Origin of the sequence: Candidatus Clostridium radicumherbarum, from assembly GCF_045310525.1 — a bacterium.
Taxonomy (GTDB): Bacteria; Bacillota; Clostridia; order Clostridiales; family Clostridiaceae; genus Clostridium_AT; species Clostridium_AT radicumherbarum.
Window position 1 is genome coordinate 384,902 of sequence record NZ_JBJHZY010000001.1, and the last position, 24,555, is coordinate 409,456.

At 32.5% G+C, this 24,555-nt stretch carries 28 protein-coding genes; 24 read left to right on the plus strand and 4 right to left on the minus strand.

The genetic code is table 11. The annotated features are described in order from the left end of the window. Positions 1-205: 205 nt before the first annotated feature. On the plus strand, positions 206-1,210 hold the full coding sequence (locus tag ACJDUH_RS01875; protein WP_406763455.1) for a 3-oxoacyl-[acyl-carrier-protein] synthase III C-terminal domain-containing protein: 1,005 nt from the start codon (positions 206-208) through the stop codon (positions 1,208-1,210). Continuing rightward, a complete protein-coding gene (locus ACJDUH_RS01880; protein ID WP_406763456.1) occupies positions 1,204-2,778 on the plus strand; it encodes a methyl-accepting chemotaxis protein in 1,575 nt (524 codons plus the stop codon). The genes ACJDUH_RS01875 and ACJDUH_RS01880 overlap by 7 nt, the downstream gene beginning before the upstream one ends. A gap of 114 nt (positions 2,779-2,892) precedes the next feature. Here ACJDUH_RS01880 and ACJDUH_RS01885 read toward each other — a convergent pair whose 3' ends face one another. Then, a complete protein-coding gene (locus ACJDUH_RS01885; protein ID WP_406763457.1) occupies positions 2,893-3,831 on the minus strand; it encodes a metallophosphoesterase in 939 nt (312 codons plus the stop codon). A 183-nt stretch (positions 3,832-4,014) separates the two neighbouring features. Here ACJDUH_RS01885 and ACJDUH_RS01890 point away from each other — a divergent pair, with 183 nt between their 5' ends. From ACJDUH_RS01890 to ACJDUH_RS01990, 21 genes are all read left to right on the plus strand, one after another. Further along, a complete protein-coding gene (locus ACJDUH_RS01890; protein WP_406763458.1) occupies positions 4,015-4,365 on the plus strand; it encodes a DUF2200 domain-containing protein in 351 nt (116 codons plus the stop codon). A gap of 121 nt (positions 4,366-4,486) precedes the next feature. Further along, positions 4,487-5,407: an ABC transporter ATP-binding protein gene (locus ACJDUH_RS01895; RefSeq protein ID WP_406763459.1), complete on the plus strand. Its 921-nt coding sequence runs from the start codon at positions 4,487-4,489 to the stop codon at positions 5,405-5,407. 2 nt (positions 5,408-5,409) lie between these two features. Beyond that, positions 5,410-6,246 (plus strand): ABC transporter permease, encoded by an 837-nt coding sequence (locus ACJDUH_RS01900; protein ID WP_406763460.1) that lies wholly within the window; start codon positions 5,410-5,412, stop codon positions 6,244-6,246. A 186-nt stretch (positions 6,247-6,432) separates the two neighbouring features. Further along, entirely contained in the window at positions 6,433-7,074 is a 642-nt protein-coding gene (locus ACJDUH_RS01905; protein WP_406763461.1) for a beta/alpha barrel domain-containing protein, read from the plus strand. Between the two features lie 219 nt (positions 7,075-7,293). Continuing rightward, the gene (locus ACJDUH_RS01910; RefSeq protein ID WP_406763462.1) at positions 7,294-7,776 is read left to right on the plus strand and encodes a PTS sugar transporter subunit IIB; all 483 of its coding nucleotides are present in this window, start codon (positions 7,294-7,296) and stop codon (positions 7,774-7,776) included. 20 nt (positions 7,777-7,796) lie between these two features. Beyond that, positions 7,797-8,543, plus strand: a complete 747-nt coding sequence (locus ACJDUH_RS01915; protein WP_406763463.1) for a PTS mannose/fructose/sorbose/N-acetylgalactosamine transporter subunit IIC — start codon at positions 7,797-7,799, stop codon at positions 8,541-8,543. Next, positions 8,540-9,379 (plus strand): PTS system mannose/fructose/sorbose family transporter subunit IID, encoded by an 840-nt coding sequence (locus tag ACJDUH_RS01920; RefSeq protein ID WP_406763464.1) that lies wholly within the window; start codon positions 8,540-8,542, stop codon positions 9,377-9,379. Before ACJDUH_RS01915 ends, ACJDUH_RS01920 begins: the two co-directional genes overlap by 4 nt. Positions 9,380-9,474: 95 nt before the next feature. Next, positions 9,475-10,404 carry a phosphoglycerate dehydrogenase gene (locus ACJDUH_RS01925; protein ID WP_406763465.1) on the plus strand — a complete coding sequence of 310 codons (930 nt, stop codon included), beginning with the start codon at positions 9,475-9,477 and terminating at the stop codon, positions 10,402-10,404. A gap of 11 nt (positions 10,405-10,415) precedes the next feature. After that, positions 10,416-11,021 (plus strand): SIS domain-containing protein, encoded by a 606-nt coding sequence (locus tag ACJDUH_RS01930; RefSeq protein ID WP_406763466.1) that lies wholly within the window; start codon positions 10,416-10,418, stop codon positions 11,019-11,021. Between the two features lie 8 nt (positions 11,022-11,029). Beyond that, positions 11,030-11,434: a PTS sugar transporter subunit IIA gene (locus tag ACJDUH_RS01935; RefSeq protein ID WP_406763467.1), complete on the plus strand. Its 405-nt coding sequence runs from the start codon at positions 11,030-11,032 to the stop codon at positions 11,432-11,434. 97 nt (positions 11,435-11,531) lie between these two features. After that, a complete protein-coding gene (gene dapA, locus ACJDUH_RS01940; protein WP_406763468.1) occupies positions 11,532-12,419 on the plus strand; it encodes a 4-hydroxy-tetrahydrodipicolinate synthase in 888 nt (295 codons plus the stop codon). Positions 12,420-12,637: 218 nt separating this feature from the next. Next, positions 12,638-13,792: a PucR family transcriptional regulator gene (locus ACJDUH_RS01945; protein ID WP_406763469.1), complete on the plus strand. Its 1,155-nt coding sequence runs from the start codon at positions 12,638-12,640 to the stop codon at positions 13,790-13,792. Beyond that, the gene (locus ACJDUH_RS01950; RefSeq protein ID WP_406763470.1) at positions 13,789-14,262 is read left to right on the plus strand and encodes a PTS sugar transporter subunit IIB; all 474 of its coding nucleotides are present in this window, start codon (positions 13,789-13,791) and stop codon (positions 14,260-14,262) included. The genes ACJDUH_RS01945 and ACJDUH_RS01950 overlap by 4 nt, the downstream gene beginning before the upstream one ends. Positions 14,263-14,369: 107 nt before the next feature. Further along, positions 14,370-15,032 (plus strand): HAD family hydrolase, encoded by a 663-nt coding sequence (locus tag ACJDUH_RS01955; protein ID WP_406763471.1) that lies wholly within the window; start codon positions 14,370-14,372, stop codon positions 15,030-15,032. Between the two features lie 44 nt (positions 15,033-15,076). Continuing rightward, a complete protein-coding gene (locus ACJDUH_RS01960; RefSeq protein ID WP_406763472.1) occupies positions 15,077-16,594 on the plus strand; it encodes a phosphohexomutase domain-containing protein in 1,518 nt (505 codons plus the stop codon). A 247-nt stretch (positions 16,595-16,841) separates the two neighbouring features. Continuing rightward, entirely contained in the window at positions 16,842-17,531 is a 690-nt protein-coding gene (locus tag ACJDUH_RS01965) for a M15 family metallopeptidase (RefSeq protein ID WP_406763473.1), read from the plus strand. A 19-nt stretch (positions 17,532-17,550) separates the two neighbouring features. Next, entirely contained in the window at positions 17,551-18,243 is a 693-nt protein-coding gene (locus ACJDUH_RS01970; protein ID WP_406763474.1) for a response regulator transcription factor, read from the plus strand. Then, a complete protein-coding gene (locus ACJDUH_RS01975) occupies positions 18,233-19,360 on the plus strand; it encodes a sensor histidine kinase (RefSeq protein ID WP_406763475.1) in 1,128 nt (375 codons plus the stop codon). The genes ACJDUH_RS01970 and ACJDUH_RS01975 overlap by 11 nt, the downstream gene beginning before the upstream one ends. Positions 19,361-19,530: 170 nt before the next feature. After that, the gene (locus ACJDUH_RS01980) at positions 19,531-20,049 is read left to right on the plus strand and encodes an AAA family ATPase (RefSeq protein WP_406763476.1); all 519 of its coding nucleotides are present in this window, start codon (positions 19,531-19,533) and stop codon (positions 20,047-20,049) included. A gap of 182 nt (positions 20,050-20,231) precedes the next feature. Further along, positions 20,232-20,849 (plus strand): DUF1062 domain-containing protein, encoded by a 618-nt coding sequence (locus tag ACJDUH_RS01985; protein WP_406763477.1) that lies wholly within the window; start codon positions 20,232-20,234, stop codon positions 20,847-20,849. A gap of 214 nt (positions 20,850-21,063) precedes the next feature. Then, entirely contained in the window at positions 21,064-21,357 is a 294-nt protein-coding gene (locus tag ACJDUH_RS01990; protein ID WP_406763478.1) for a CD3324 family protein, read from the plus strand. A 37-nt stretch (positions 21,358-21,394) separates the two neighbouring features. Here ACJDUH_RS01990 and ACJDUH_RS01995 read toward each other — a convergent pair whose 3' ends face one another. Then, the gene (locus ACJDUH_RS01995) at positions 21,395-22,579 is read right to left on the minus strand and encodes an MFS transporter (RefSeq protein WP_406763479.1); all 1,185 of its coding nucleotides are present in this window, start codon (positions 22,577-22,579) and stop codon (positions 21,395-21,397) included. Positions 22,580-22,807: 228 nt separating this feature from the next. Between ACJDUH_RS01995 and ACJDUH_RS02000 the strand changes: the two genes are divergently transcribed. After that, the gene (locus ACJDUH_RS02000; protein ID WP_406764995.1) at positions 22,808-23,380 is read left to right on the plus strand and encodes a TetR/AcrR family transcriptional regulator; all 573 of its coding nucleotides are present in this window, start codon (positions 22,808-22,810) and stop codon (positions 23,378-23,380) included. A gap of 93 nt (positions 23,381-23,473) precedes the next feature. Here the strand turns inward: ACJDUH_RS02000 and ACJDUH_RS02005 are convergent, their stop codons facing one another. Beyond that, positions 23,474-23,794, minus strand: a complete 321-nt coding sequence (locus tag ACJDUH_RS02005; RefSeq protein ID WP_406763480.1) for an ArsR/SmtB family transcription factor — start codon at positions 23,792-23,794, stop codon at positions 23,474-23,476. Position 23,795: 1 nt separating this feature from the next. Continuing rightward, positions 23,796-24,212: an SRPBCC family protein gene (locus ACJDUH_RS02010; RefSeq protein WP_406763481.1), complete on the minus strand. Its 417-nt coding sequence runs from the start codon at positions 24,210-24,212 to the stop codon at positions 23,796-23,798. Between the last annotated feature and the right edge of the window lie 343 nt (positions 24,213-24,555).

Genomic DNA, 24,555 nt, shown 5'->3' on the forward strand with positions numbered 1-24,555 from the left:
AATGCCAAAGGCGACGCATAATCAAGTCTTCTTTGGTATTTTTTGAGCCTTTTTTGTGCTTCCATAAAATACTCGGCGGATTTTATATAAAGATGGAGGTGAGTCTATAGCAACATCGTAGACAAGAAGTTTACATCCTTTAAAGTATCTAAGGATACAAAATCTGCAAACAGGAACAAAGAGTAAAATTTGGAGGCGATTAATAATGTTTAAAAATGTATACATTGAAGGAATAGGGAGCTACCATCCTAGAAAAATAGTTGGTAACGACTATTATGTTAATCACTTTAAAAAATACGGCATGGAAGAATATGCAATTGGCTTAATGGAGAAGGTTGGGAGAGAGAAAAGAACTCTAGCGGATGAAAATGAGACAAGCATTACAATGGCCGGTGAAGCTGCAAAGAAGGCTATCAAAAATGCGAAGCTAGAAGCAAAGGATATCGACGCAATTATTTCAGTTTCAGATACTCCAGAATTCCTGACTCCATGCTGTGCACTAATATTAAAGAATATGCTGCAAGCTGATAAAGTAACAAATGTATTTGATATAAATAATGACTGCATAGGAATGATTACAGGTATAGACATAGCAACAAAATATTTAAAAACTGACAAGAAGTACAAGAGAATTCTTGTAGTAGGATCGATGCACATAAGTCCTTTTGCCAAGGAAGATGATTTAGTTGTTTATGGGTGTATTTCAGATGGAGCAGCTGCTGTAGTATTAGTGGTAAAAGAAGAGGAAGAAGAAAGAGGATTTTTAGGATCCAGAATGTATACTGATGATACATATAATGAAACTATTAGGTTTCCTGCATGCGGTCTATCTAACATAGCTAATAACGATATAGATCCAGAGGATAAGAAGATGGAGTGGAATCCTTTTGATTTTGGCTTCCTTTCAGAAAAGTGGTCTGAACTAATAATTGGATTGCTAAAAGAATATGGGTACTCCGAATCAGATGTAACACATTACTTCATGTCTCAGTTTTCTAAATTTGATGTAGAATTAACTATGGAAAAATTGGGAGCTTCAAATGACCAAGCAATCTTTATTGGGAATAAGTATGGTTATACAGGTTGCGCAAGTCCAATTATGGCTTTGGATGATAGATTAAAGAGAGAAGAATTTAACAAGGATGATATTTCTATATTCTGCTCAGTGGCCGGTGGTTACACTATGGCAGCATTATTATATAAATGGTAAAAATAAAAAAGTTAGAAAAACTAAGGAGAAAGCCTATGAATATTCCTGTAAATATAATAGTTGATTATCAGAAGAGAACACTTAAGTTTGTTTTGATTATCTACTCAATAAGTGCTTGCTTAGCGGGTGGACTATTTTCAGTTATGAAATTAATTGGCTTATATAGCGAAATGAAATGGACTCCTATTTTAATACTGGTAGGATTGATTTTAGTTGAGCTGCTCACCTTTTTTGTTATGTATAAAGCTGCCATAAAGGATGAGAAGAATTGGAATAAGAAATTGATTATGATAAAGGCAGTTATATTACTGATTTCTTATGTTAACTATATGTATCTCACATTTTTAGTACCTTCAAAGGAACTATGGATAAGTGTTTTTTACTTTGTAATTCTTGGTGCTATGTTCTTAGACACAAAGATGAATATAGTATCAATAATAACAAGCATTATATGTCAAATAGTCCTCTTTACATTAAATCCATTAGTACTTCCTGATAAACAAGTACTAGTTAGAGAACTGCTTATAAGAGTTGTAGATATAAGTCTTGTTTCTTTTGGCATTTTCATATTTACCTTGTTTTCCTCTAGATTGCTTAAAGAAGTTGAGGAAAATCAAAACATACTCAATGAAAAGAATGACAATATATCAATGCTCTTTAATAAGATCTCTGAATTTTCAAGGACTCTGTTAAGTTCAAGCGATACATTAACAACCGTTATTGAAGAGGAAAACAGTTCTATGCAGGAAATTGCAGGCATCAGTATGGCAGTTAGTACAGATGCAAATGAAATGTTGAATAAATCACATAAAAGCAGAGAAATTCTAGAAACTCTTCTGGAAATAAATAAAACAGTGTCTTCAAAAATTAAAGATACTGAATCAATTACTGAAGAGCTTATGTTAGCTTCCAATAACAATGAGAAGTCTGTTAAAAATGTGCTTGATATTATGAATGGAGCAATGAAAAGTATAACAGTGACTTCAGAGGCAACTAAAGTGCTGAAGGAAAAATCAAGGCAGGTGGATGAGATATTATCTATGATAGGAGATATTTCTGAGCAGACAAACCTCCTTGCATTAAATGCCAGTATCGAGGCTGCAAGGGCGGGTGAAGCTGGAAAAGGATTTTCTGTTGTTGCAGAAGAGGTTAAAACACTGGCTGAACACAGCAGGAAGTCTTTAAGTGATGTAAGTGTTATTGTTAATGAATTTAAAGAGAAGACACTACAGGTTGAAACACTTATGGAAGACAGCAATGAAAAGATAGAGTTTGGAAATAAAATTCTAAGTGAAACTGTTTCAAGTGTAATAAGCATGTTAAATAAGCAGAAGTTATCAGGTGAAAACATTTCAGAAGTTACTCAGCTTATGACCAGCTTATTAGAAGAAACAGAAAATGTTGTAGTGTTCAATTCAGGCATAGTTGAGACTACTGAAAATACACTAAGCAGATTTGATACAGTAACTCAGGCATTAAGCCAAACTGCCGCTATAAGTGAAGAGATGGCAGCTAGTGCTGAAGAATTAAAAAATGCTGCTGCTGAAATGAATGGTTTAACCAAGTAAATATAAAATTTTCGCTCAAGGGGAAAAAGCAAAAGTAATATATTAAGAACTCTGAATTAACAGAGTTCTTTTGATTTACTAAATAATAAGGGAAAAACTCTTTTTAAAGCCTTTTTACCTATCACTTGCTTCATTTACATTATTATTTCTTAAATCAAATGTTTCGATTGGTTCTGGCCCCCTTAATATTTTTCTTTTTATATGTAGATCACCTGAGAAGTCAGTGCTGATCAGCCATTGAATCAACATTATTTGTCCATCTACTATTTCAATACCTTGTATTCCACTTGCCCTTACGCATGATCCGTCATTGAAGTAAGGTAATTCTTTAACTTTGGGGAAATGTGGTCTATGGGTATGTCCACAGATGATCATAATTTTGTTCTTTTTAATCCAATAACTATACATACGTTCAATTTTATGTATCTTATCAGCACTTCTTACGGGGCTTGCTGGGTTTGTAAATCCTATGGAGTGAAGATATCTCCAAAAATATCTTACTGTAAGCCTTGTAAAATGCCATAACTTGTCATTCATTCTGTCTCCCTGATGACCATGAACAGTTAGTATTTCCTGTCCGGTATTTTTATGTTTAAATACTACTGACTCATATGGTGTTATTCCTGGAAATAATTCTATTTCTTCCTGATTATAATCATCGTAGTATCCATAATAATTCTTTTCTACAAATTTCCTATACTTTAAGCATATATTGTGATTACCATATAACATAATCAATCTATTGGAATCAAAGAACATTTTCATGAGAGAATATACCTCATCATGTGCCAGCCTTATAGGCTTAAAATTAGAGCTTTCCCAAAGTTCATCTCCATCCCCAACCTCCACATAAGTATATCCATCATTAAAATAGGATTCTAATGCGAATAAAAAGATATTTTGATTTTTTGCAAATTCATCAGAAGGTGTACTGTCACCTCTATGACAGTCACTGAAAAAAATATATTTAGAATTGTTATCAAAGTATTCAATTTTGGCATTATTATAAGCTTCAGTTAATCTCTTTGCTGCTAACTTCTTTTCTGATATCATAGAACACCTCATTAGACTAAAAATCAACTTTTGTATTAACATAAGAACAATTTCACTATATAGTTAATCTACCCCAATAAGAATATATTTAAAGCAATATTAATAAAAAATAAAGGCAACTTTGGCTTGACCCCTCTATTTTTCGTGATATAATAAAGAAAATCACATAAGCGAGGATGTATTATGACCAAACATAATATCTATACAATGAGTGTGGCAAGTGTCTATCCCCTTTATGTTACGAAGGTAGAGAGAAAAGGACGTAGGAAAACAGAAGTGGATGAAATCATCCGCTGGTTGACTGGATATAGTGAGGAAGAGTTAGAAGCAGAGCTGGAAAAACAGACAGATTTTGAGACCTTCTTTGAGAAAGCTCCTAAACTGAATCCTTTGCGAGCTTTGATTAAGGGTGTGGTCTGCGGTGTCCGAGTGGAAGACATTGAAGAACCAACTATGCAAGAAATTCGCTATTTGGATAAGCTGATAGATGAGTTAGCAAAGGGAAAAGCGATGGATAAGATTTTGCGGAAATAATAGTTAAATTAAAGAGTACAACTTGCAAGTATTATTCTGCAGAGTTGTACTTTTTTGTGATTAAAATTGTGGACTATTAGACATAATTGATACAGAAGTTAAAAGCATAGGAGATGATGACATGAATTCGATAATTGAAGTTGAAAATTTCACTAAAAAATATGGTGATTTTACAGCTGTAAATGATATTTCTTTTAAAGTGGAGGAAGGGAGTATTTTCGCCTTTTTAGGACCCAATGGTGCAGGAAAGAGTACTACCATAAATACGCTTTGTACAATATTTGAAAAGACATCAGGTACACTTATAATAGATGGGAAAGATGTTACTACACAAAAAAGTGAAGTTAGATCGGCAATTGGAGTTGTGTTTCAGGATTCAACCTTAGATTCAAAAATGACAATTGAAGAGAATCTTAAAATGCACTGTGTCTTTTATAATGTCCCTAAAAAAGAAGTTGAGGAACGTATTCAGTTTGTTCTAAATTTAGTTGATTTATTAGGTGAAAGGAAGAAATCAGTAGGTGCCTTATCAGGCGGGATGAAACGTCGAGTAGAAATTGCTCGTGGATTAATTCACTACCCAAAAGTTTTATTTCTTGATGAGCCCACCACAGGGCTTGATCCACAAACAAGATCTCATATTTGGGAGTATATTGTGAAGCTTCAAAAAGAAAGAAATATAACTATTTTTCTAACGACTCATTATATGGAAGAAGCAGAAATATGCAATAAAATTGCAATTATAGATGGTGGAAGGATAGTGGCCCATGATACACCCTATGCTTTGAAAAAAAAGTATACAAAGGATAAGGCATATATCACTACAAAAAATGAGCTACAACTTGAAAAGTGGCTAACACAATATGAATTGAATTATGTAAAAAAGGATGGCTATTATAAGGTTGACGCTGAAAACATTAATCCTTTATTGCAAGTTTTAAGTTTGCAAAAGGATGCTATTACTGACATTGAAATAAAAAAAGGTACCTTTAATGACGTTTTCTTAGAAATAACCGGTAGAAAAATTAGGGAGGAGGCATAAATATGAATACCGTAATTGCATTGTGGAAAAGAGGATTGAAAGCCTTTATAAGGAATAAAACAGGTTTGATTTTTTCACTTGTTTTTCCTTTTTTCTTTGTTTATGTGTTTGGAGCTATTTTTAAAAATGACTTAATAGAAAATCCTATTGCATATATGCTCTCTGGAGTTATTATAACAACAGTGTTTGAAAGCTCGCTTAATCTGGCCTCATCAACTGTTGATGATATGGTAAGCGGCTTTATGAAAGAAGTGTTAGTTTCTCCTGCTAAAAGGATAACCGTTGCATTGGGGCAATTATTATCGGCGGCAACCGTCTCCACCCTACAAGGAACTATGATTTTAATTCTTGGACTATTTATAGGTATAAAATTTACATCATGGATAACGCCACTGTGGGTACTGCTAGCTATGATTAGTGTTGGAGTTGTATTTTCAGGTGTTGGCCTATATTTAGCAACAATTGTACGTAGTGGTCAAACCTTTCAAATAGTTAAAACTGCGGTAACCATGCCATTAACCTTTATATCCGGCGCATATATTCCATTATCCATGCTGCCTAATACTCTTAAATATGTTGCTTATTTTAATCCAATGACCTATGCAACTGCTTTTTTTCGTATGGTTGTTTTAGAAAAAACAAGTTTATCCCCTGAAGAACTTGTGAGGCAGGGATTGGCCATTAAAATCCATGGATTTATTGTCACTCCTATCATGTCTTTTGCTATCATTATGGCTATAGGATTTATATTCTTGATATTATCAACTTATTCATTTGTTAAAACAGATTTTTCTCGCGTTAACAGAAGTTCAAGTGATGCCAGTGCAATATGGGGATAATAAATCCCCACTTAGTTATAATTACTAGCTCACAGCGTTTTTTTGCTAATAACTAAATTTATAGTTCCTATCAATGTTATTGTCTAACAAAATTCGTTTGGTGTTACAAAATAATGAAAAATTATTAGTTCACCGTACCATTGAGTGTTTCCATTAAATAGATAGAATAATAGGTAAGAGGTGATAATGTTGAAAAAGATGAATGTAACACAAAAAATGTATGAAGTAGGTGCTCTTGCAATTGTGAGAGTTGAAACGCTTGAAAGAGCCTGTGAGATTGCAGAAGGATGTATAAAAGGCGGCATTCCTGTAATGGAAATGAGTTTTACACTGAACAATGCAGGTGATATTATTGAGGGGTTAACCAAAAAGTATGGTGATAAGTTATGTGTTGGGGCAGGAACCGTTTTGGATAGCGAAACTGCCAGATATGCCATATTGAAGGGAGCCGAATTTATTATTGCACCAAATTATTCCCCGGAAGTTGCTAAAATGTGCAATAGGTATCAAATTCCATATGCACCCGGATGTACTTCTATTACAGAAGCAGTTGATGCATTAAGCATGGGGGCAGCTTTTATAAAGGCTTTTCCGATTTCTGATTTTTATGGATCCAAACTAGGTAAGGTATTTAAAACTCCTATTCCAGATATGCCTATCTTAGCCAGTGGTGGAATTAATTTGGACAATTTATCTAAATGGCTGGAAAATGGTGTTGATATTTGTGGTTTTGGTGGTTTATTAACTAAAGGTAGTTCTGATGAGATTGCTGAAAACGCTGCTAAGATCCGAAAAATTATTACTGATTATCGTAATAAACATAATTAATTTACATAGTATAGATTCCTTCTAATGTAGGTATTTGTATAAATGCTTAAATTACAAGGAATTTTTTATTGCAAAAATAATAGTGTTTCCTTAATTTTAGGACAACTTTTGGTTGTTTGAGCGAAAATGTAATATTCTTTTTGGTTTCTTCACACATATTATTTTGAAAACGATTATATTATAATTTACACATAACGATGGGAAAGGAGAAATAACGACATGAGTATTGCTTTAACGAGAGTAGATTTTAGACTAATTCATGGACAGGTAGTAACCAGGTGGCTTAAGCAGTGTGATATTAATGAAATCGTTACTGTGGATACTGCATTAAGTAAAGATGACTTCATGCAGGACGTATTCAAGATGGCTGCACCTAGAGGAGTAAAGATTAGAATTTTATCTGTAGATGAAGCAGTCAAGGCGCAGCAAAATAATGAGTTTGAAAAGAACAGAGTATTGATTTTGTTTAAGAGTGTTCAAGAGATAGACAATGCTGTGAGAGCTGGTTTAAAACTTGAAGAAATCCAAATTGGAGGCTTAGGCGGAGGACCAGGAAGAAAAGCAGTTAATAATGCGATTACTTTAGACCGCAAAGATGCAGATACTCTATTAGCTCTTGAAAAAATGGGAATCAATATTTATTTTCAAACAACTCCTGATTACCCATCCGAAACACTACAAAAAGCTGTTGCGAAGCTTTAAAAAAATAAGGAGGATAAGAAATGGTAATTAGAGCTTTATTAGTCGGTTTAATTTATTGGCTGGCAATGGGAAGAGCACAATATTACTTCTCATTTGCATTTCGTAATCCAGTTGTGTTAGGTGTTTTTATTGGTTTAGTTTTTGGAGATGTACATACAGGTCTTATATATGGAGCAACAATTCAGTTGATGTATATGGGTACAATTGCTGCTGGTGGTAATATTCCTAATGACCCAGGCTTGGCTGCATGTATTGCTATTCCAGCTGCTATTGTTAATCATCTTGACCCACAGGCTGCAGTGGCAATTGCTGTTCCGGTCGGTATATTAGGGGTACTTATAAATAATGTTCGTCGAACCATAAATTCATTTTATAATACAAAAGCGGATTCATTTGTAGAAAAAGAGGAATATGATAAATTATCTACATTCTCATTTTTATTACCTTGGCTCACAAATGGTGTGTTATATATCACTCCAGTATTCGTTGCTACATTATTTGGACCAAGTGTAGTACAAGCCTTTCTTAAAGTCATTCCTAAGTGGGTTATGAGTGGCCTTGGAAATGCCGGAGGAATGTTACCAGCATTAGGATTTGCTTTAACTCTAGTAGTTATGGGTAAGAGACAATATGTTCCATTCTTCGTTTTAGGCTTCTTCGCACATGCTCTTTTAGGATTCTCAATGTTAACTGGTGCAGTTATCGCTCTCAGTATAGCTATGATAGTTTCACTATTTAAACAAAATGAGGAAGGAGAATTAGCATGAGCCAAATAGAAGAAAAAAAGAGCAATATTATTACCAAGATGGATTTGATGAAAGCTTGGTTTAAATGGGTTTTAGCAGTTGAAGTTCCTAATAGTTTTGATAGAATGCAGGCTTTGGCTTTTGGATTTTCATTGAATAAAATACTAAGAAAAGTTTACAAAGATAATCCGGAAGAATTAAAAGAAGCAATGAAACGTCATACATCAATGTTTAATACGAACTGTGATTGGGGAAGTCTTATTCATGGTATTGTAATTTCACTTGAGGAACAAAGAGCTGCAGGTAATGAGAATATTACACCTGAAATGATTCAATCTTTAAAAATCGGTCTTATGGGACCACTGGCCGGCATCGGAGATAGTGTTGACCAGGGAATTGTAGGTACTATTCCACTTGCAATTTTTGTCCCATTGGCACTTAAAGGATCAGTTATAGCTGCCTTTATGCCAGCTCTCATATATATGACATGGGCCTATGGATATTCATGGTTTTTGTGGCAAAAAGGATATTCTTTAGGTAAGAACGCTGTAATAGAAATATTGCATTCTGGTAAGGTTAAGAAAGTTATTGATATTGCAAGTATTGTTGGTATATTCATGATTGGATGCTTATCTTCAGCATATGTTAATTTTAAAACTATTTGGGTCCTTAATGCTGGTACACCGCAGAAGGTGGCATTACAAAGCATTTTAGATGGTATTATGCCTAAATTATTACCTTTTGCTTTAGTTATGGGTATATATCTATATATCACAAAGAAAGGTCCAAAATACTTACGTATAATTATTTACACAATAATTTTTGCCTTAGCTATGACGTTCCTTGGACTTATGTAAATTAATGTTTTATACAAGGCAAATCCATGACAGACATGGGTTTGCTTTTATATTATGTAATATTCGCTGTTATTAGAGAAAGGTAGGGAAAGAATTTGAAAGTTTTAATTACACCAAGAGGCTTTGCAAATTATGGATTAGATCAAGTCAAATTTATGGAATCTAAAGGATTAACTGTTCATTATAATAATACCGGAAAGGCTTATACAAAAGAAGAATTTCATAAATTAGCTGCTGATGCAGCTGCTATTATTGTGGGTGTTGATATAATTGACCGTGAATTGATTGAGAAATGCTCTAATTTAAAAGTTGTTTGTAAGTTTGGCGTAGGAACAGACAATATTGATCTAGATTGTGCTAAGGAAAAAGGGATTTTTGTTGGCAGGACTGTTGGATCTAATTCTAAGGCAGTTGCAGAACATGTTGTAGCTTTAATGTTTGAAGAATCAAAGAATTTATATAGTACTATTAAGGAAGTTAAAGAGCATAAATGGAACAAGCCAACTGGACAAGAAATCAGTGGTAAAACATTAGGCATTATTGGTTTTGGAGCCATAGGCAAATACCTTGCATATTTTGCAAATGGATTGTCTATGAAAGTGTATGCATATGATGCTTTTGAAATTGCTGATGAAGTTGCCAAAGAATATAATGTAGAGAAAAAATCTCTTGAAGAAATTATAAGTGAAAGTGACTATATTTCTTTGCACGTACCACTTCTAGACTCTACGAAAAATATGATTTCCACAGAAGAATTCAAAAAAATGAAAAAAAATGCTTGTTTGATCAATGCAGCAAGAGGAGGTATTGTTGATGAAGAAGCTTTATATGAAGCTTTAGTTAATAAAGAAATCCGTTCAGCATACTTTGACGTTTACAGTTCAGAACCACCAGCAGCTAATGATAAACTACTTGCATTAGACAATTTTTTCTTAACACCTCATACAGCTGCAAGAACAGTAGAATCTGAGATAAGAACCTGTCAAATGTCAACAGAAATTATAGTAGAACATTTGATAGGATAGTTGGTGATATTATGGATAACGAGATTCAAAGCTTTTTGAACAATGTTAAGGAAGAAATTGATAAAAATATTGAAAGTGCTGATATAGCGAGCGTGAAAAAAGCTGCTGAAATCATATTGGAGAGTGAAAAAAAAGGTGGTCGTGTTCATGTGACCGGAATTGGTAAACCAGGGCATGTGGCAGGATATATTGCTTCTTTATTATCTAGTACAGGCACTAGTGCTTATGAACTACATGGAACAGAAGCTGTGCATGGTTCAAGTGGTCAAGTGAAACCGGGTGATGTGGTCATTGCTATATCCAATAGTGGTGAAACAGTAGAATTAAAGGCCACTTTAGAAACTTTATTGATTAACGGAGCGCATATTATTAGTTGTACAAGTAATGCTGAATCATGGCTTGCAAAACATTCTGAAGTATGTTTGCTGGCCCATGTAGATGTTGAAGGTGACAATTTAAACAAACCACCACGTGCTTCAATTTTATCTGAGATTTTAATCCTTCAATGTTTGAGCGTTGTCTTACAGAATGAAAAAAAGTTGAATTTGAATCAATATGTGAAATGGCATCCAGGCGGAAGCCTTGGTAAAAATATAAAAGAAATGCAGAGAAAGTAGGAAGTTTTATGTCAAAATTAAATATTGTGGTTGGAACACATGGAAGATTTGGTGAAGAACTTATTAAATCAGCTGAAATGATTGTTGGAAAAATGGAAAATGTTAAATCAGTGTCCTTATTACCAATGATGTCTTTTGAGGAATTTATGCAACAGGCGGATTCTGTTTTAAGTGATATGGAAGGCCCTGTTTTGGCTTTAGTAGACTTGTATGGTGGTACACCATGTAATGTACTTTCTGCTTTAACCAGGAAATATCATCATAATGTAATTACAGGCGTAAATTTACCTATGTTAGTAGAATTGTACGTTGATACTATAAATAAGGAAGAGCTAGATATGGAAGAGGTAGTTAAAAACTGTATTGAAATCCTGAAATCAAGTGGAGTACATACGAATAAGATGCTGGAATAGTTCATCAGTAGTATTATCACTTACCGGGTAAAATAGCCAGCTAGGGTTTAGTAGGATAAAATATTGGCTTTAACTGGGTAAATCAAGGAGGAAAATTATGTTTGAGGGAATTATTACACCGATTGTTACACCATTTAATCGTGATGGGGAACAATCCATAAACTATAAAGCTGCAGAGCAATTAATAAACCACTTAATTGAAAAAGGGGTTAATGGTATTTTTGTATTAGGCAGCAATGGTGAATTTCATGTGATTGATGAAGAGGAAAAGGTGGCTTTTGCAAAAAAAGTTATCGAGATTGTTGACCACCGCGTTCCGGTTTTTGTAGGAACAGGTGCATGTTCAACCAGGGAAACTGTAAGGTTATCTCAGAGAATGGAAGCCATAGGTGCAGATGCATTATCTGTTATTACTCCATATTTTATTAAGCCCACGGATGAAGAGCTTTATGAACATTTTAAAGAGGTTGCAAGCAGCGTCAAAATTCCAATTGTTTTGTATAATATCCCTAAATCTACCGGCTGCAATATTCCCAAAGAAGTTGTGGCGCGTTTAGCCATGATTGAGAATATTGAGGCTATTAAGGATAGCAGTGGTGATATAGAGAATTTAAAGGGATATATTGAAGCTGCAAGTGGTAAGAAGCTGAGTGTATTAGTTGGTTCAGATTCTAAAATTTCTATAGGATATGGCCTGGGAGCCACAGGTGCTATTGCAGGTACAAGTAATGTAATTACTGATGTTTTGGTAAAACTGAATAAAGCTCTCAAAACAAATGACACTAAAACTGCAAAAGTAATGCAAGAAGAGATTGAGGTTCTGAGAGGAGTCTTAAAATTTGGTACGGTGCCTTCAGTAATAAAGCGGGCATTAGAATTAGCTAATATAGCAGCTGTGGGACCTGCCAGAAGACCTGTTAGAGAAATTACACCTGTGGCTGATGAAAAGATTAAAGAAATGCTTAAACATTATCAATTGATTTAAACTAGTCAAAAAAATCCATGAAATTTTAATGGATTTGTGGTGAAAAACATACTAATCTTAACTTAATATCAGGGATATATATATAATTCTTTACCTTGCGTAATAAATCTCTGATTATAATACAATAGTTGTAAGTTTATTACAAAATATGTTAAAATAAATTTAAAGATAGCCAATAATAAGTGCATCAGAGTATTTGCAGATTTTAATTAGAGTTAATGACTGGCTGCTATTTCGACTTTAGTAACTATGTTAAAACTCTAGTTTTTCAGAACAGGAAAGGTAGAAATATGATGTTAGTTGAGATCTTTAAAGAATTCATTGATGTTGTAAAAGAAAATCATAAATATACTATAGGGTTGTTGAATCAATATGGATGTGTTATTTCTTGCAGTAAAGAAGAATATATAGGACACAATTTTGATATTAAAGAATCTCATGCTGATAATATGTTTTATGAAATCAGAGTTAAGAATCAAGATTATGGATATATTTGGATTAGCGGTGAAGATGAAAATCTCAAAATGATTAGTAGTTTATTGCTTAATACCTTCAAAACACGATTGATGTATGAGATAAACACAAATTCTTTAAAACAAAAGGTAACTAAAGATGATGAATTAATTAAGTATTTACTTAATGCCGAGTATTTTGATTTGAATCATATTTTAGATTTGATCAATCAATTAGGTATAGATAAAAACAAGAATAGGGTAGCTGTATTTATTATTAATAAGGAAGGTTTTAATTCGGAAGAAATTATGCGTTTAAAATTAAAACCTGACAGCAAAGAGTTAATGTATTCTTTATTAGACAGGACTAGTTTGTTATTATTTAAGGATTTACCTGATGATCTAGAGAATGCCAGCATAAAGAGGTACTTTCGAAAATATATTAAAAGTTTGCAAGACTGGGGATTACAAGGCTGCTCTTATCTCATAGGTTCAATGCAGGATAAACTAAAGCAATATATTGTAAGTTATCAGCATTGTTTGTGGTTAAAAGATAATGTGCATTTTTCTCAAGATGAACCATTATTTTTCATGGATTATTTATTTGAGTATTTCGCTTCCAAATTCCCTCATGATGATGTTCGAAATATCTTTGATTTTTATAAGGATCGAAGTAAAGGTTTTGATATTGATGAGTTTATAACTATTGCAAATCAATTGCTTATAAATGATTACAACATTACGCAGACTGCTGACGATCTGTATTTGCATAAGAATACTTTAATTTATAAGCTCAAGAAATATGAAGAGATTTTCAATATCGATATTAGAGGAAGCTTTCAAGGGAAAGTTTTATTGGCCTTAATTGCTAGTACCTTAAAGGAATATCAAAGACAAAGACAGGTTGGTGAAAAAGTATGAGTACGACAATTAAGCTTGCACGAGTTGATAAAAGATTATTGCATGCAACCGTGGCTGTAAATTGGAATCAGTTTGTCAATGCTAATTATGCTGTAATAGTGGATCCAAGTTATAGTAATGATCCATTTATAACTAAAGTTATGCAGTTATGTCTTCCTGAACCCATGAAGGTTAAAATTTTCTCTGTTGAAGAATTAATGGCTTTCATAAATGAAGAGAGTATTGCAAAACGCAATTTAATGGTTATATTTAAAAATTTGGCTATAGCTAAAAAGGCAGTTGAAGCAGGATTTAAAACAAAAGAAATTCAATTACCTTATCCGGCAAGCCGAATTGTGATTAAGAAACTTTCAGATTTCTTTAGTGAAGAAGAAATCGAGGATATACATTTTATTCAAAGTAAAGGGATTAAGGTTTATTTCCAAACAGCACCATTAGATAATAAAGAGTATTCAGTGTTTAAAAAATAGAACTGGACAATTAAAAACGATTATACTAAGCAGATAGCAAGCTCTCGGAAATGTACAATGAAAAGAGCTTGCTGTTTTATAATTAGCAATATTGTGAGGTGGGGACAATGAAAAAAATAGAAGGCATTATCTTTGATATGGATGGAATATTATTAGATACAGAGAGAATAGGATATGAATGTTATAGGAAAATCTTTAAAAAGTACGGGTATGATATGAATAAAGAAGATTATTGCTTATTAATTGGCAGAAGTCGTAGAAATATCAGTGAGATACTTATTAAAAAGTATGGACAAGACTTACAGTTAACAAATATTTATTCAGAAAAAGATATAGAAATGAATGAATTTATATGTAGGAATGGCCCAACTGTTAAACCAGGTGTATATGAATTGTTAGATTTCTTAATTGAAAAGGAATATAAAATAGCAGTAGCAACCTCCACATCCAGGGAAAGGGCAGTTGACCTATTGGAAAGAACTAACATAAGAGACAAGCTTAACGCAATAGTTTGTGGGGATGAAGTGAAAAATTCTAAGCCTGATCCAGAAATATTTTTAAAAGCTGCAGAAAAGTTAAATGTAGAGACTAATAGGTGTATTGTTTTGGAAGACTCTCCGGTAGGTATAGAAGCAGCTCATTGTGGTGGAATAATGAGTATTATGATTCCAGATTTAAAGGAACCTGATGATAAGGTTAAGAAACTTGCTTATAAAATATGTGGCAATTTGCTTGAAGTCAGAGAATTTTTAAAGAATAGTAATTCTTAAATTATTATTTCCATATTATTAAATATTTTAGAGAGGTGGTATTAATGACAGATAAGCTGTATCAATTGCAAAATGGCACTGATATAAGAGGGATTGCAATAGGACAACCAGATTTTAAAGTTAATTTGACAAATGAAGCCATAAACGCTATAGCCTGTGCTTTCGCAGTTTGGTTAAGAAGCAAAAAAGATATTAAAACTGGGAGTATTAAGATCGCTGTGGGGATGGATTCAAGGTTATCTGGTGATAGCATAAAATCATCAGTAATAAGTGGGATAACAAGTCTAGGATATGATGTATATGACTGCAGTATGTGCACTACACCAGCAATGTTCATGACCACTATATTGGAAGACTACAAATGCCATGGAGCGATTATGATTACAGCCAGCCATCTGCCATACTACTATAATGGGTTTAAGTTTTTTACAGAAGACGGTGGTTGTGAAAAGGAAGATATAAAGAATATATTATCTATAGCCTGTAAACAAGACTTTAAGTACTCAGATGTAAAAGGAAAAGTTTCTAAAATTGATTTTATTGAAGAATACTCAAATTTACTAATAAATTTAATCCGCCATGGAATTAATTCTAAGATTAACTATGATAAGCCGTTATTGGGTTTTAAAATTGTTATTGATGCCGGTAATGGAGCAGGTGGATTTTTTGCCCACAAAGTTCTAAAAAACTTGGGAGCAGATACTAACGGAAGCCAATTTATTGAGCCAGATGGCAGATTCCCTAATCATATCCCCAATCCTGAAAATAAAGAGGCCATGGAATCACTGCGCAATGCTGTACTAAATCATAATGCAGATTTAGGGATAATTTTTGATACAGATGTTGATAGAGCAGCTATTGTTGGTTCAAATGGAATTGAAATCAACCGTAATGCACTGATAGCTTTAATCTCTGCTATTGTTTTAGATGAGCATCCAAATTCAGTCATTGTAACTGATTCAGTAACCTCAACGGGACTTAAAGAGTTTATAGAGACAAAACTTGGTGGAATTCACCATAGGTTTAAGCGAGGTTATAAAAATGTAATAAATGAAGCACTTAGGCTTAATAGAGAAGGTAAGAAATGTTATTTGGCTATTGAGACTTCAGGGCATGCCGCACTAAAAGAAAATTACTTTTTCGATGATGGTGCATATCTAATTGCAAAGATATTAATTAAAATGGCAAAGCTGCATCAAGAGGGAAAAACTATACAAAGTCTGATTGAAGACTTAAAAGCGCCTTCTGAGAGTTCTGAATATAGAATAAAAATTCTGGATGATAATTTTAAGGAATATGGTTCAGTTATATTAAATGAGCTAAAAGAACTTATAAGAAAGGAAAATGGATGGTGTCTAGTGCCTGATAACTATGAAGGAATTAGAGTAACATGTAATAATGAAAATAGTAAAGGATGGTTTTTGCTAAGATTATCATTACATGAGCCATTGCTGCCCCTTAACGTTGAATCAGATGTAAAGGGTGGAGTTCAGACAATCCTAGGTAAATTAAAACCATTTTTAAAAACTTATGATAAGTTAGATCAAAGCTGCTTAAGATAGAAACGCTGAAAGTGAAGAATACAATTAATAAAAGTTTGGAATAGACACTTCTACTTTGGTAAAGGTGTCTTTTTGCTTGGGGCTTGAAGGCTATACTGTAATTGAGAGGTTGATGAGTTAATAATTGCTCATCAACCTTTGTTTTATCAGGGATTTTAAAAACTTAAGATTTCGTAAGAAATTCTTATAAATGTCGTAATGTTAATCTTTTACAATAAGATTATGTAAAAGACAAGGAGTAGAGAGTATGAAAAAGATTTTAACATTTATTTTGATAATCTGTGGTCTAGTTTACATAACTGGGTGGATAGCTAAAGATAAAAATTCTGACGGCAATAAATCTGCTGTAAATGATAAAGCTAGTCAAGGAAGCCCAAATAGTATTCTTAAAGAGAATGAGCTACTATTAGTAAATGATGACCATGGCTTAAGTAAAAATTATAAACCAGAAAAATTAACTATACCAAATATACCTTTTGCAGCAGGAGTAGATCAGGAAGAAAAACATGTGGCAGGAAATATAGTAGATCCTTTGGAAGAACTAGTGAACGCAGCAAAAGAGGATGGGGTTATATTACTTGGTAAATCAGGTTATAGATCATACCAGTCCCAAATGGATACCTATACTAGCAGGATAAAAATAGATGGAAAGAAACTTGCAGATGCCTATGTGGCTAAACCAGGCTATAGTGAACATCAAACAGGGCTGTGTATTGACATTACAAACCAAAGCGGCTATTTTGCAAAAGGAACAAAAGAAGCAGATTGGCTTGCAGAAAATTGCTATAAATTTGGTTTTATTATAAGATATCCATATGGAAAGAAAAGTATAACAGGAATTGAATATGAACCTTGGCATATTAGATATGTTGGAGAGAAAGCAGCTAAATATATTTATGACAATGGAATCACCTTAGAGGAGTACTTAGAAAAATAATTATAAAATGGAGGAGTAAATGAACAGTAATATTCTTGTAGTAGATGATGAAATAGAAATAAGAAATTTGCTGGAAATAAACCTTAGAAATGAAGGGTACAGTGTATTTAAGGCAGCCTGTGGAGAGGAAGCTTTATATATATTAGATAAGGAAGAAATTCATTTGATAGTTTTAGATATAATGATGCCAGGTATTGATGGGCTTGAGGTTTGCAGGAGAGTAAGAGAAAAATATAACTTACCAATTCTTATGTTAAGCGCAAAAGCAGAGGATATGTACAAAATTCAAGGTATAATGACTGGTGCAGATGACTATGTCTGCAAGCCCTTTAATCAATTGGAGCTTATAGTTAGAGTAAAGGCATTACTTAGAAGAACATATTTTTTAAATACTAAAATGCAGGTTTCTGAAGACTTAATAAGAATTGAATCAATGGTTATAGATAAAAGTAAACATAAGTTAACAATAGAGGATAAAGAAGTAGATCTAACGGCTAGAGAGTTTGAAATATTATATTTGCTAGCTACAAATAGAGGAAGAGTTTTTAGTGCAGAGGAAATTTTTGAGAAGGTGTGGAAGGAAAGATACTTTCAGGCTAATAATACTGTTATGGTACATATAAGCAGACTAAGGGATAAGATAGAACAGCATATGGAAGGAAATAAGGTAATTCATACTGTATGGGGAGTTGGATATAAAATTGAAAAATAAAAGATTCTATAAATACTGGCTATCATCATTAGCTGAGGTAGCAGCTGCTGCATTATTAACTTATATAATTTTATTAACAAGTAATAAAGTATTAGTTTATCTATATTTAAACACTAAAATTCAACTTATTAATTATATTTTTAAATTTTGGAGAATTATTAATGCTAATATGCTTGGAAATGTAAGCTATATACTTATTGAAATATTTTTGTTTGTGGGGTTATATTTACTTATAACCTATAGGAAAACTAAAAGCTTAGAAGCAATTATAGATCAAACGGAAATAATGGCTAATGGTGACCTAGACAGACTAATAGAAGTTAATGCAAGAGGTGATATTAAAAATTTAGCGGAAAATATTAATAATATATCAAGGCAGCTTAAAGAGATAACAGTAGAAGAAAGAAAAGCGCAGCAAACTAAAAATGATTTAATAACTAATGTTTCCCATGATTTAAGAACCCCTTTAACATCCATAATGGGTTATTTAGAGATTATTGATAATGATAAGTATAAAGATGAAGTGAAACTAAGATATTACGCTAATATAGCATTCGAAAAGGCAAAAGCTTTAAATTTACTTATTAATGACTTGTTTGAGCTTACTAAAATGCAAAATAATACAATTAAATTAGATAAAGCCGATATCAATTTAGTTGAATTATTAGGTCAGGTGGTTGCATATTTTGAATATCAATTTAAGAATGCAAACATGCAATCACGAATCAACTTTTCTGAGGATAGGCTAATAGTAAATGCAGATGCAGGAAAACTAGTTAGGGCATTTGAAAATTTGCTGTCCAATGCAATTAAGTATAGCCAAGATGGTTTTTATGTTGATGTAACAACAAAACTTGAAGAGAATATGGCAGTAGTTCAAGTTATAAATTATGGTCAATCAATTTCATCAATAGACTTGCCATATATATTTGATAGATTCTATAGAGTAGAAAAATCAAGAAATAGTAATATAGGCGGATCTGGATTAGGTCTAGCTATTACAAAAAATATTGTAGAGCTTCATCATGGAACCATATCAGCCTATAGTAACGATAACAGAACTATATTCGAGATTAAATTGCCAGTGAAATTAGAGTTTGATATGAATATATTATGACAAGCTTTAAATAAAATCTAAATTAGAAAAGTGAAAATTAACAGAAAATGCGTCAATATGATATTATCTTATGGCGCATTTTTATTTCTGAAAAATGTCTTAGGTAGATTAATTATTGTATGCGGTGATATTATTTAAAGTGAAATATGGATTTTATGGAGGAATTATATATGTCAAAAAAACTTATTATAATTAATGGGACTATGGGAGTTGGAAAAACAGCAACAAGCAAGGAGCTCAATAAGAAACTCAATAATTCGGTGTGGCTTGATGGTGATTGGTGCTGGATGATGAATCCTTTTATTGTAAATGATGAAAATAAAGATATGGTTATAAAAAATATAACTTATTTATTAAGGAACTTTCTTACTAATTCATCCTTTGAATATGTTATTTTTAACTGGGTTATACATTATGAGAATATTTTTGATATTGTGCTTCAACCCTTAAGTGATTTAGAATTTGAGGTATTAAAAATAACTCTTCTTTGTTCAGAAAAAACACTTAAGAAGAGAATTTTGAATGATGCCAAGCTTAATTTAAGGGATGGAGAAGAACTAAGTACAAGTCTTGAACGTCTTGAGCTTTATAAAAATATGAACACAGTAAAAATTGATACAACAAATATTTCTATAAATCAAACTGTTGATAAGATACTAAAAATCGTAAGACCTCATTCTTATTTATAAAATAAGAATGAGGTTTTATGCAGTCTATAGAGCTGATAAAATATATTTAGAAAAAAGATTGGAGGAACTTTTTATGACAATAGATATTTTTAATGCGTAGCAGAGGCTATTGCATTATTAGTAAAAAATATGATGAAATAGCCTTTGCAAGTCCTAAATGTTAAATAACTAGGAGGAGCGAAATGAGCTATTTAAATAAATATCAATGGGAACTAGTTCCTGAAAACTTACCAATAGTAAAAAGAAGTTGTCCTAAATGCAATGAAAAAACAAACTATATTAGCAGTGAAAAATTTAGAATAAATGCAAATAAAAATAACCTTGATATTTGGTTAATTTATAAATGTGAAAAATGTAAGTCTACTTGGAATATGACCATATATGAAAGAATAAAGCCTTGTAATATTAGTAAACATGAGTATGATAAATTTCTTTCCAATGACAGTGAATTAGCCAGGAAATATGCCTTTAATTCAAGTGTATATAGTAAGAATAAAGCTGAAGTCATTCTAGACAATATAAACTATAGATTAGTTCAAAGAAAATTAGAAGCATACTATATAAAAGAAGATGAACTTGTAATTGAACTTGTATGTAAGTATCCAATAGAATTGAGAGTAGATAAGCTTTTATGTGATAATCTTGGAATTTCAAGGAGCAAAATAAAAGGTATGCTTAAAGAAGGAGTAGTCTTTATTAATGATGATAAAAATTCATCAAATATAAAAGTAAGAGATGGAATGGAGATACATGTTATAAAGGTAGTAGAAAATATAGAAGTTTTAGAAGCTATAGTATGAGCCTCAACTCTATTGACTGTAGGTAGCTGTTGTATTTATAGAGCAGTTTTGATAAGATTTGTATAAGGGTAGTTATTAAGAAAGGGGCATAGTTTTATGAGAAGATATATTATTTATGCATAGCAGAGGCTATTGCATAAGGATGTTTAATTAATAAGATATAAAAATAGCCTTTGCTAATCCTAAAATAAACTATATTTAGGAGGAGCATAAAATGAGCTATGCAAATGCAAGGGATATTTTCCCTAATGAGATATTAGAAATAATTCAAAACTATATAGATGGTGAATTTATTTATATACCGAAGAAAGAAGAAAATAAAATTCCATGGGGTGAACTTACCAATTGCAAGAATGAACTTTCAAACAGGAATACGAGTATATATGAAGATTATTTGAAAGGAATGTGCACACAATCTCTTTCAGAAAAGTATTATTTATCTTGCAAATCTATACAAAGGATTATTTCAGAAAAGAGAAAATGCCATAACTTAGAATGTGCTACCTAATTTATTTTAGGTGGCACATTTTTGTTATTTTCGAAAATTATTTAGTAACTTTATGGGCAATAATAGCTATAAATTGAGTTATTATACCAAAAATACAAACTCCATACCAACCAAAGTGTGCATAACTATAAGATCCCATAAAAGAACCTAGTGCTCCACCAAGAAAGAAGCTCACCATATATACTGTATTAATTCTGTTGCGCATTTCTTCATTTAGGGAGTGTACTCTTGTTTGGTTGGAAACATTACCTGATTGAACTCCTAAATCTAATAATATAACTCCTATAATCAATCCGGATACCTTAAATCCTAGAAAAAGAAAGAATACATAAGAAATAATTACAACAATTATACAAATTCCTATAACAAATTTAGGACCTTTTTTGTCTGCTATTCTTCCAACTAAGGGGGCAGCCAAAGCACCACTGATCCCTACTAAGCCAAATAGACCAGCTGCTTGAGGCCCCATGTTATAATGAGAACTTTCAAGTAAGAAAGTTAGAGATGTCCAAAATGCACTGAAGGCAGCAAACATCATAGCTCCATTTATAGATGCTTCTCTTAAGACAGATTCGCTCTTTATTAATTGTAATAGTGATTTCAATAATTCATTATATTTAGCGATAGAAACAGGCTTACAAACAGGTATTAATTTTCTTAAAGCAAACATAAGAATTATCATCATAAACGCAGCAATTATATATACCATTCTCCAACCAAAATATCCTCCCAAAATGCCGCTGAAGGTTCGTGATACTAATATACCTATCAATAAACCACTCATGACCGTTCCTATTGTTCGACCTCTTTCCTTTGAATCTGATAGCTGGGCAGCCAAGGGAATGATAAGCTGAGGTATAATGGAAGTAAAACCAACTGCAAAAGAAGAAAGCATTAGCATAGATATATTACTGGAAAAAAACATGCTTCCAAGAGAAAGTGTTGAAAATAAAAGCATTACGGTTATTAAATTTCTTCTTTCTTTAATATCTCCAAGGGGTAATATAAAAATCATTCCAACAGCATATCCTATTTGTGTCAGCATTGCTGCAGAACCGACACTAGTTTCACTGATATGGAAGGTATTGGCTATTGCAGCCAGCAAGGGCTGTATATAATATAGATTTGCAACAGTTAATCCACAGGCAATAGCCATAACCATAATTAGTAAATTGTTTAATGCAGGCTTACTTTCTTTAAAACCATCCTTTAATATTTCCATGATATACACTCCTTTTAATAATAAGATTAGTTTTTGTTTACTAAGTACTTGAATAACTTAAGTAAAGATATAATTTATAGAAACTGAACGTTTAGTTTATAAATATATAATATACTAAACGTTCAGTTTTGTAAAGTGTTATTTTGATTGAAATTTAAAAAAAATAAATATATAATATACGTATAGTTTATTAATTGAATACACATATATATCATGGAGGTAATTATGATGGAAAAAAAATTAGGACGCCCCAGAAGTGAAGAAACTAGAGCGGACATTCTTAATGCTTCATATGAATTGTTAATTGAAAATGGCTTTGCAGCAATAACCGTTGAAAAGATTGCTGAAAGGGCGAAAGTAAGCAAAGCTACTATTTATAAATGGTGGCCTAACAAAGCAGCTGTTGTTATGGACGGATTCTTAAATGCTACTAGTGTGGAATTACCAATACCTGATACAGGTTCAACCATTGAAGATATGTTTATTCAAGTTAATAATTTTGTAAAATTCTTAAGCACAAGAAAAGGAAGGGTAATTACTGAAATAATAGCTGAAGGCCAACATGATCCTCAATTAGCTGATATATATCGTAAAGCATATTTTATTCCGCGTCGGGAAATTTCAAAAAGAATATTAGAGAGTGGAATTTCACGGGGAGAATTAAGAAAGGATTTGGATTTGGAAATAACTATTGACCTAATCTGGGGACCTATATTTTATAGATTGCTTATAACTGGGGAAGTAATTGATGAGGCCTTTGTAAAAAAACTTATAAACTACGCATTTGAAGGAATAAGATAATAAACATTTTAAATTATAACAATGCCCTCACAGATTTTAGCTGTGTGAGGGCATTGGCTTTATGCTGATAAATGTGGAACTTGGGTTAAATACCTACTCATTATTAGTCTCAATGTATTTTTTAAGAGCAGACAGTTTTTCATCCCAATATTGTTCAAAGAAAGTAAGCCATTGTTTTACTTCGAATAGGACTTCTGGCTGGAGTTTATATCTAGTTTCCCGTCCGACTTTCTGACTACTAACTAGTCCAGCATCGGCCAAAATATGCAGATGTTTGTTAATAGCCGTACGGGTAATCTGAAAACTTTCAGTAATTGTAGCAATGGACATCTCCTTTTCTGCAAGTAATTTTAACATCTTGCGGCGAGTAGGGTCAGCAATTGCCTCAAATACATCATGCTGTGATTCAAACAATCTAATCTCCGATATATGATGGAAGCTTTTCTTTAACAGTTTTCTCCCACCCACCGTCCATAATATTACGTATGACAGAGTGAGGTTGCCCAAATTCTGTAGCTTTCTCCGCTACCCAGCCAGAATGAATCAATGTGAACTCAGTTTTTCCACCTTCTAATTCCTTCAATTCAAATACAAGATGCCAATCTCTGCCCCAATCGAAACCTATGCGATTTGGTGGGTCGAGCTCAGTTACTTTACATGGTGAATCACCAAATTGACCTGTATGGAGTATGAAGTCACGTCCTAAAATAGGTTCAATAGAATTAGGCATCCACCAAGCTGCAATACCTTCTGATGTTGAAACAGCTTTCCACACTTTTTCAATGGGAGCATTTAGTATAACTATTTTACGGATTTCTGGTAGTATTTGCATTAAAGCACCTCCGAAATTTAATCTAACACCGTTTGGTGTCATAATTATTATAACACCATATGGTGTTATGTCAATACTGTTTACTCATTATATTCTTCCCATTTGAAATTTAAAATTCTAATGGCGTTACACATAAATTATTTCTATCTATATAATTACTTATTAATACAAAGCTCCAACGAAATAGACTTCTTTAGAATGGATTAAAACTTATCTGGCAGATAAATGGAAAAATATTCATTAATTCAATTATTGGTAAATATGACTATTCTATGTTTTAAAATCTAAAGTACAATCATATTTTTAAAATAGGTGCAATATAAATGAGTGTATTTTGATGAAA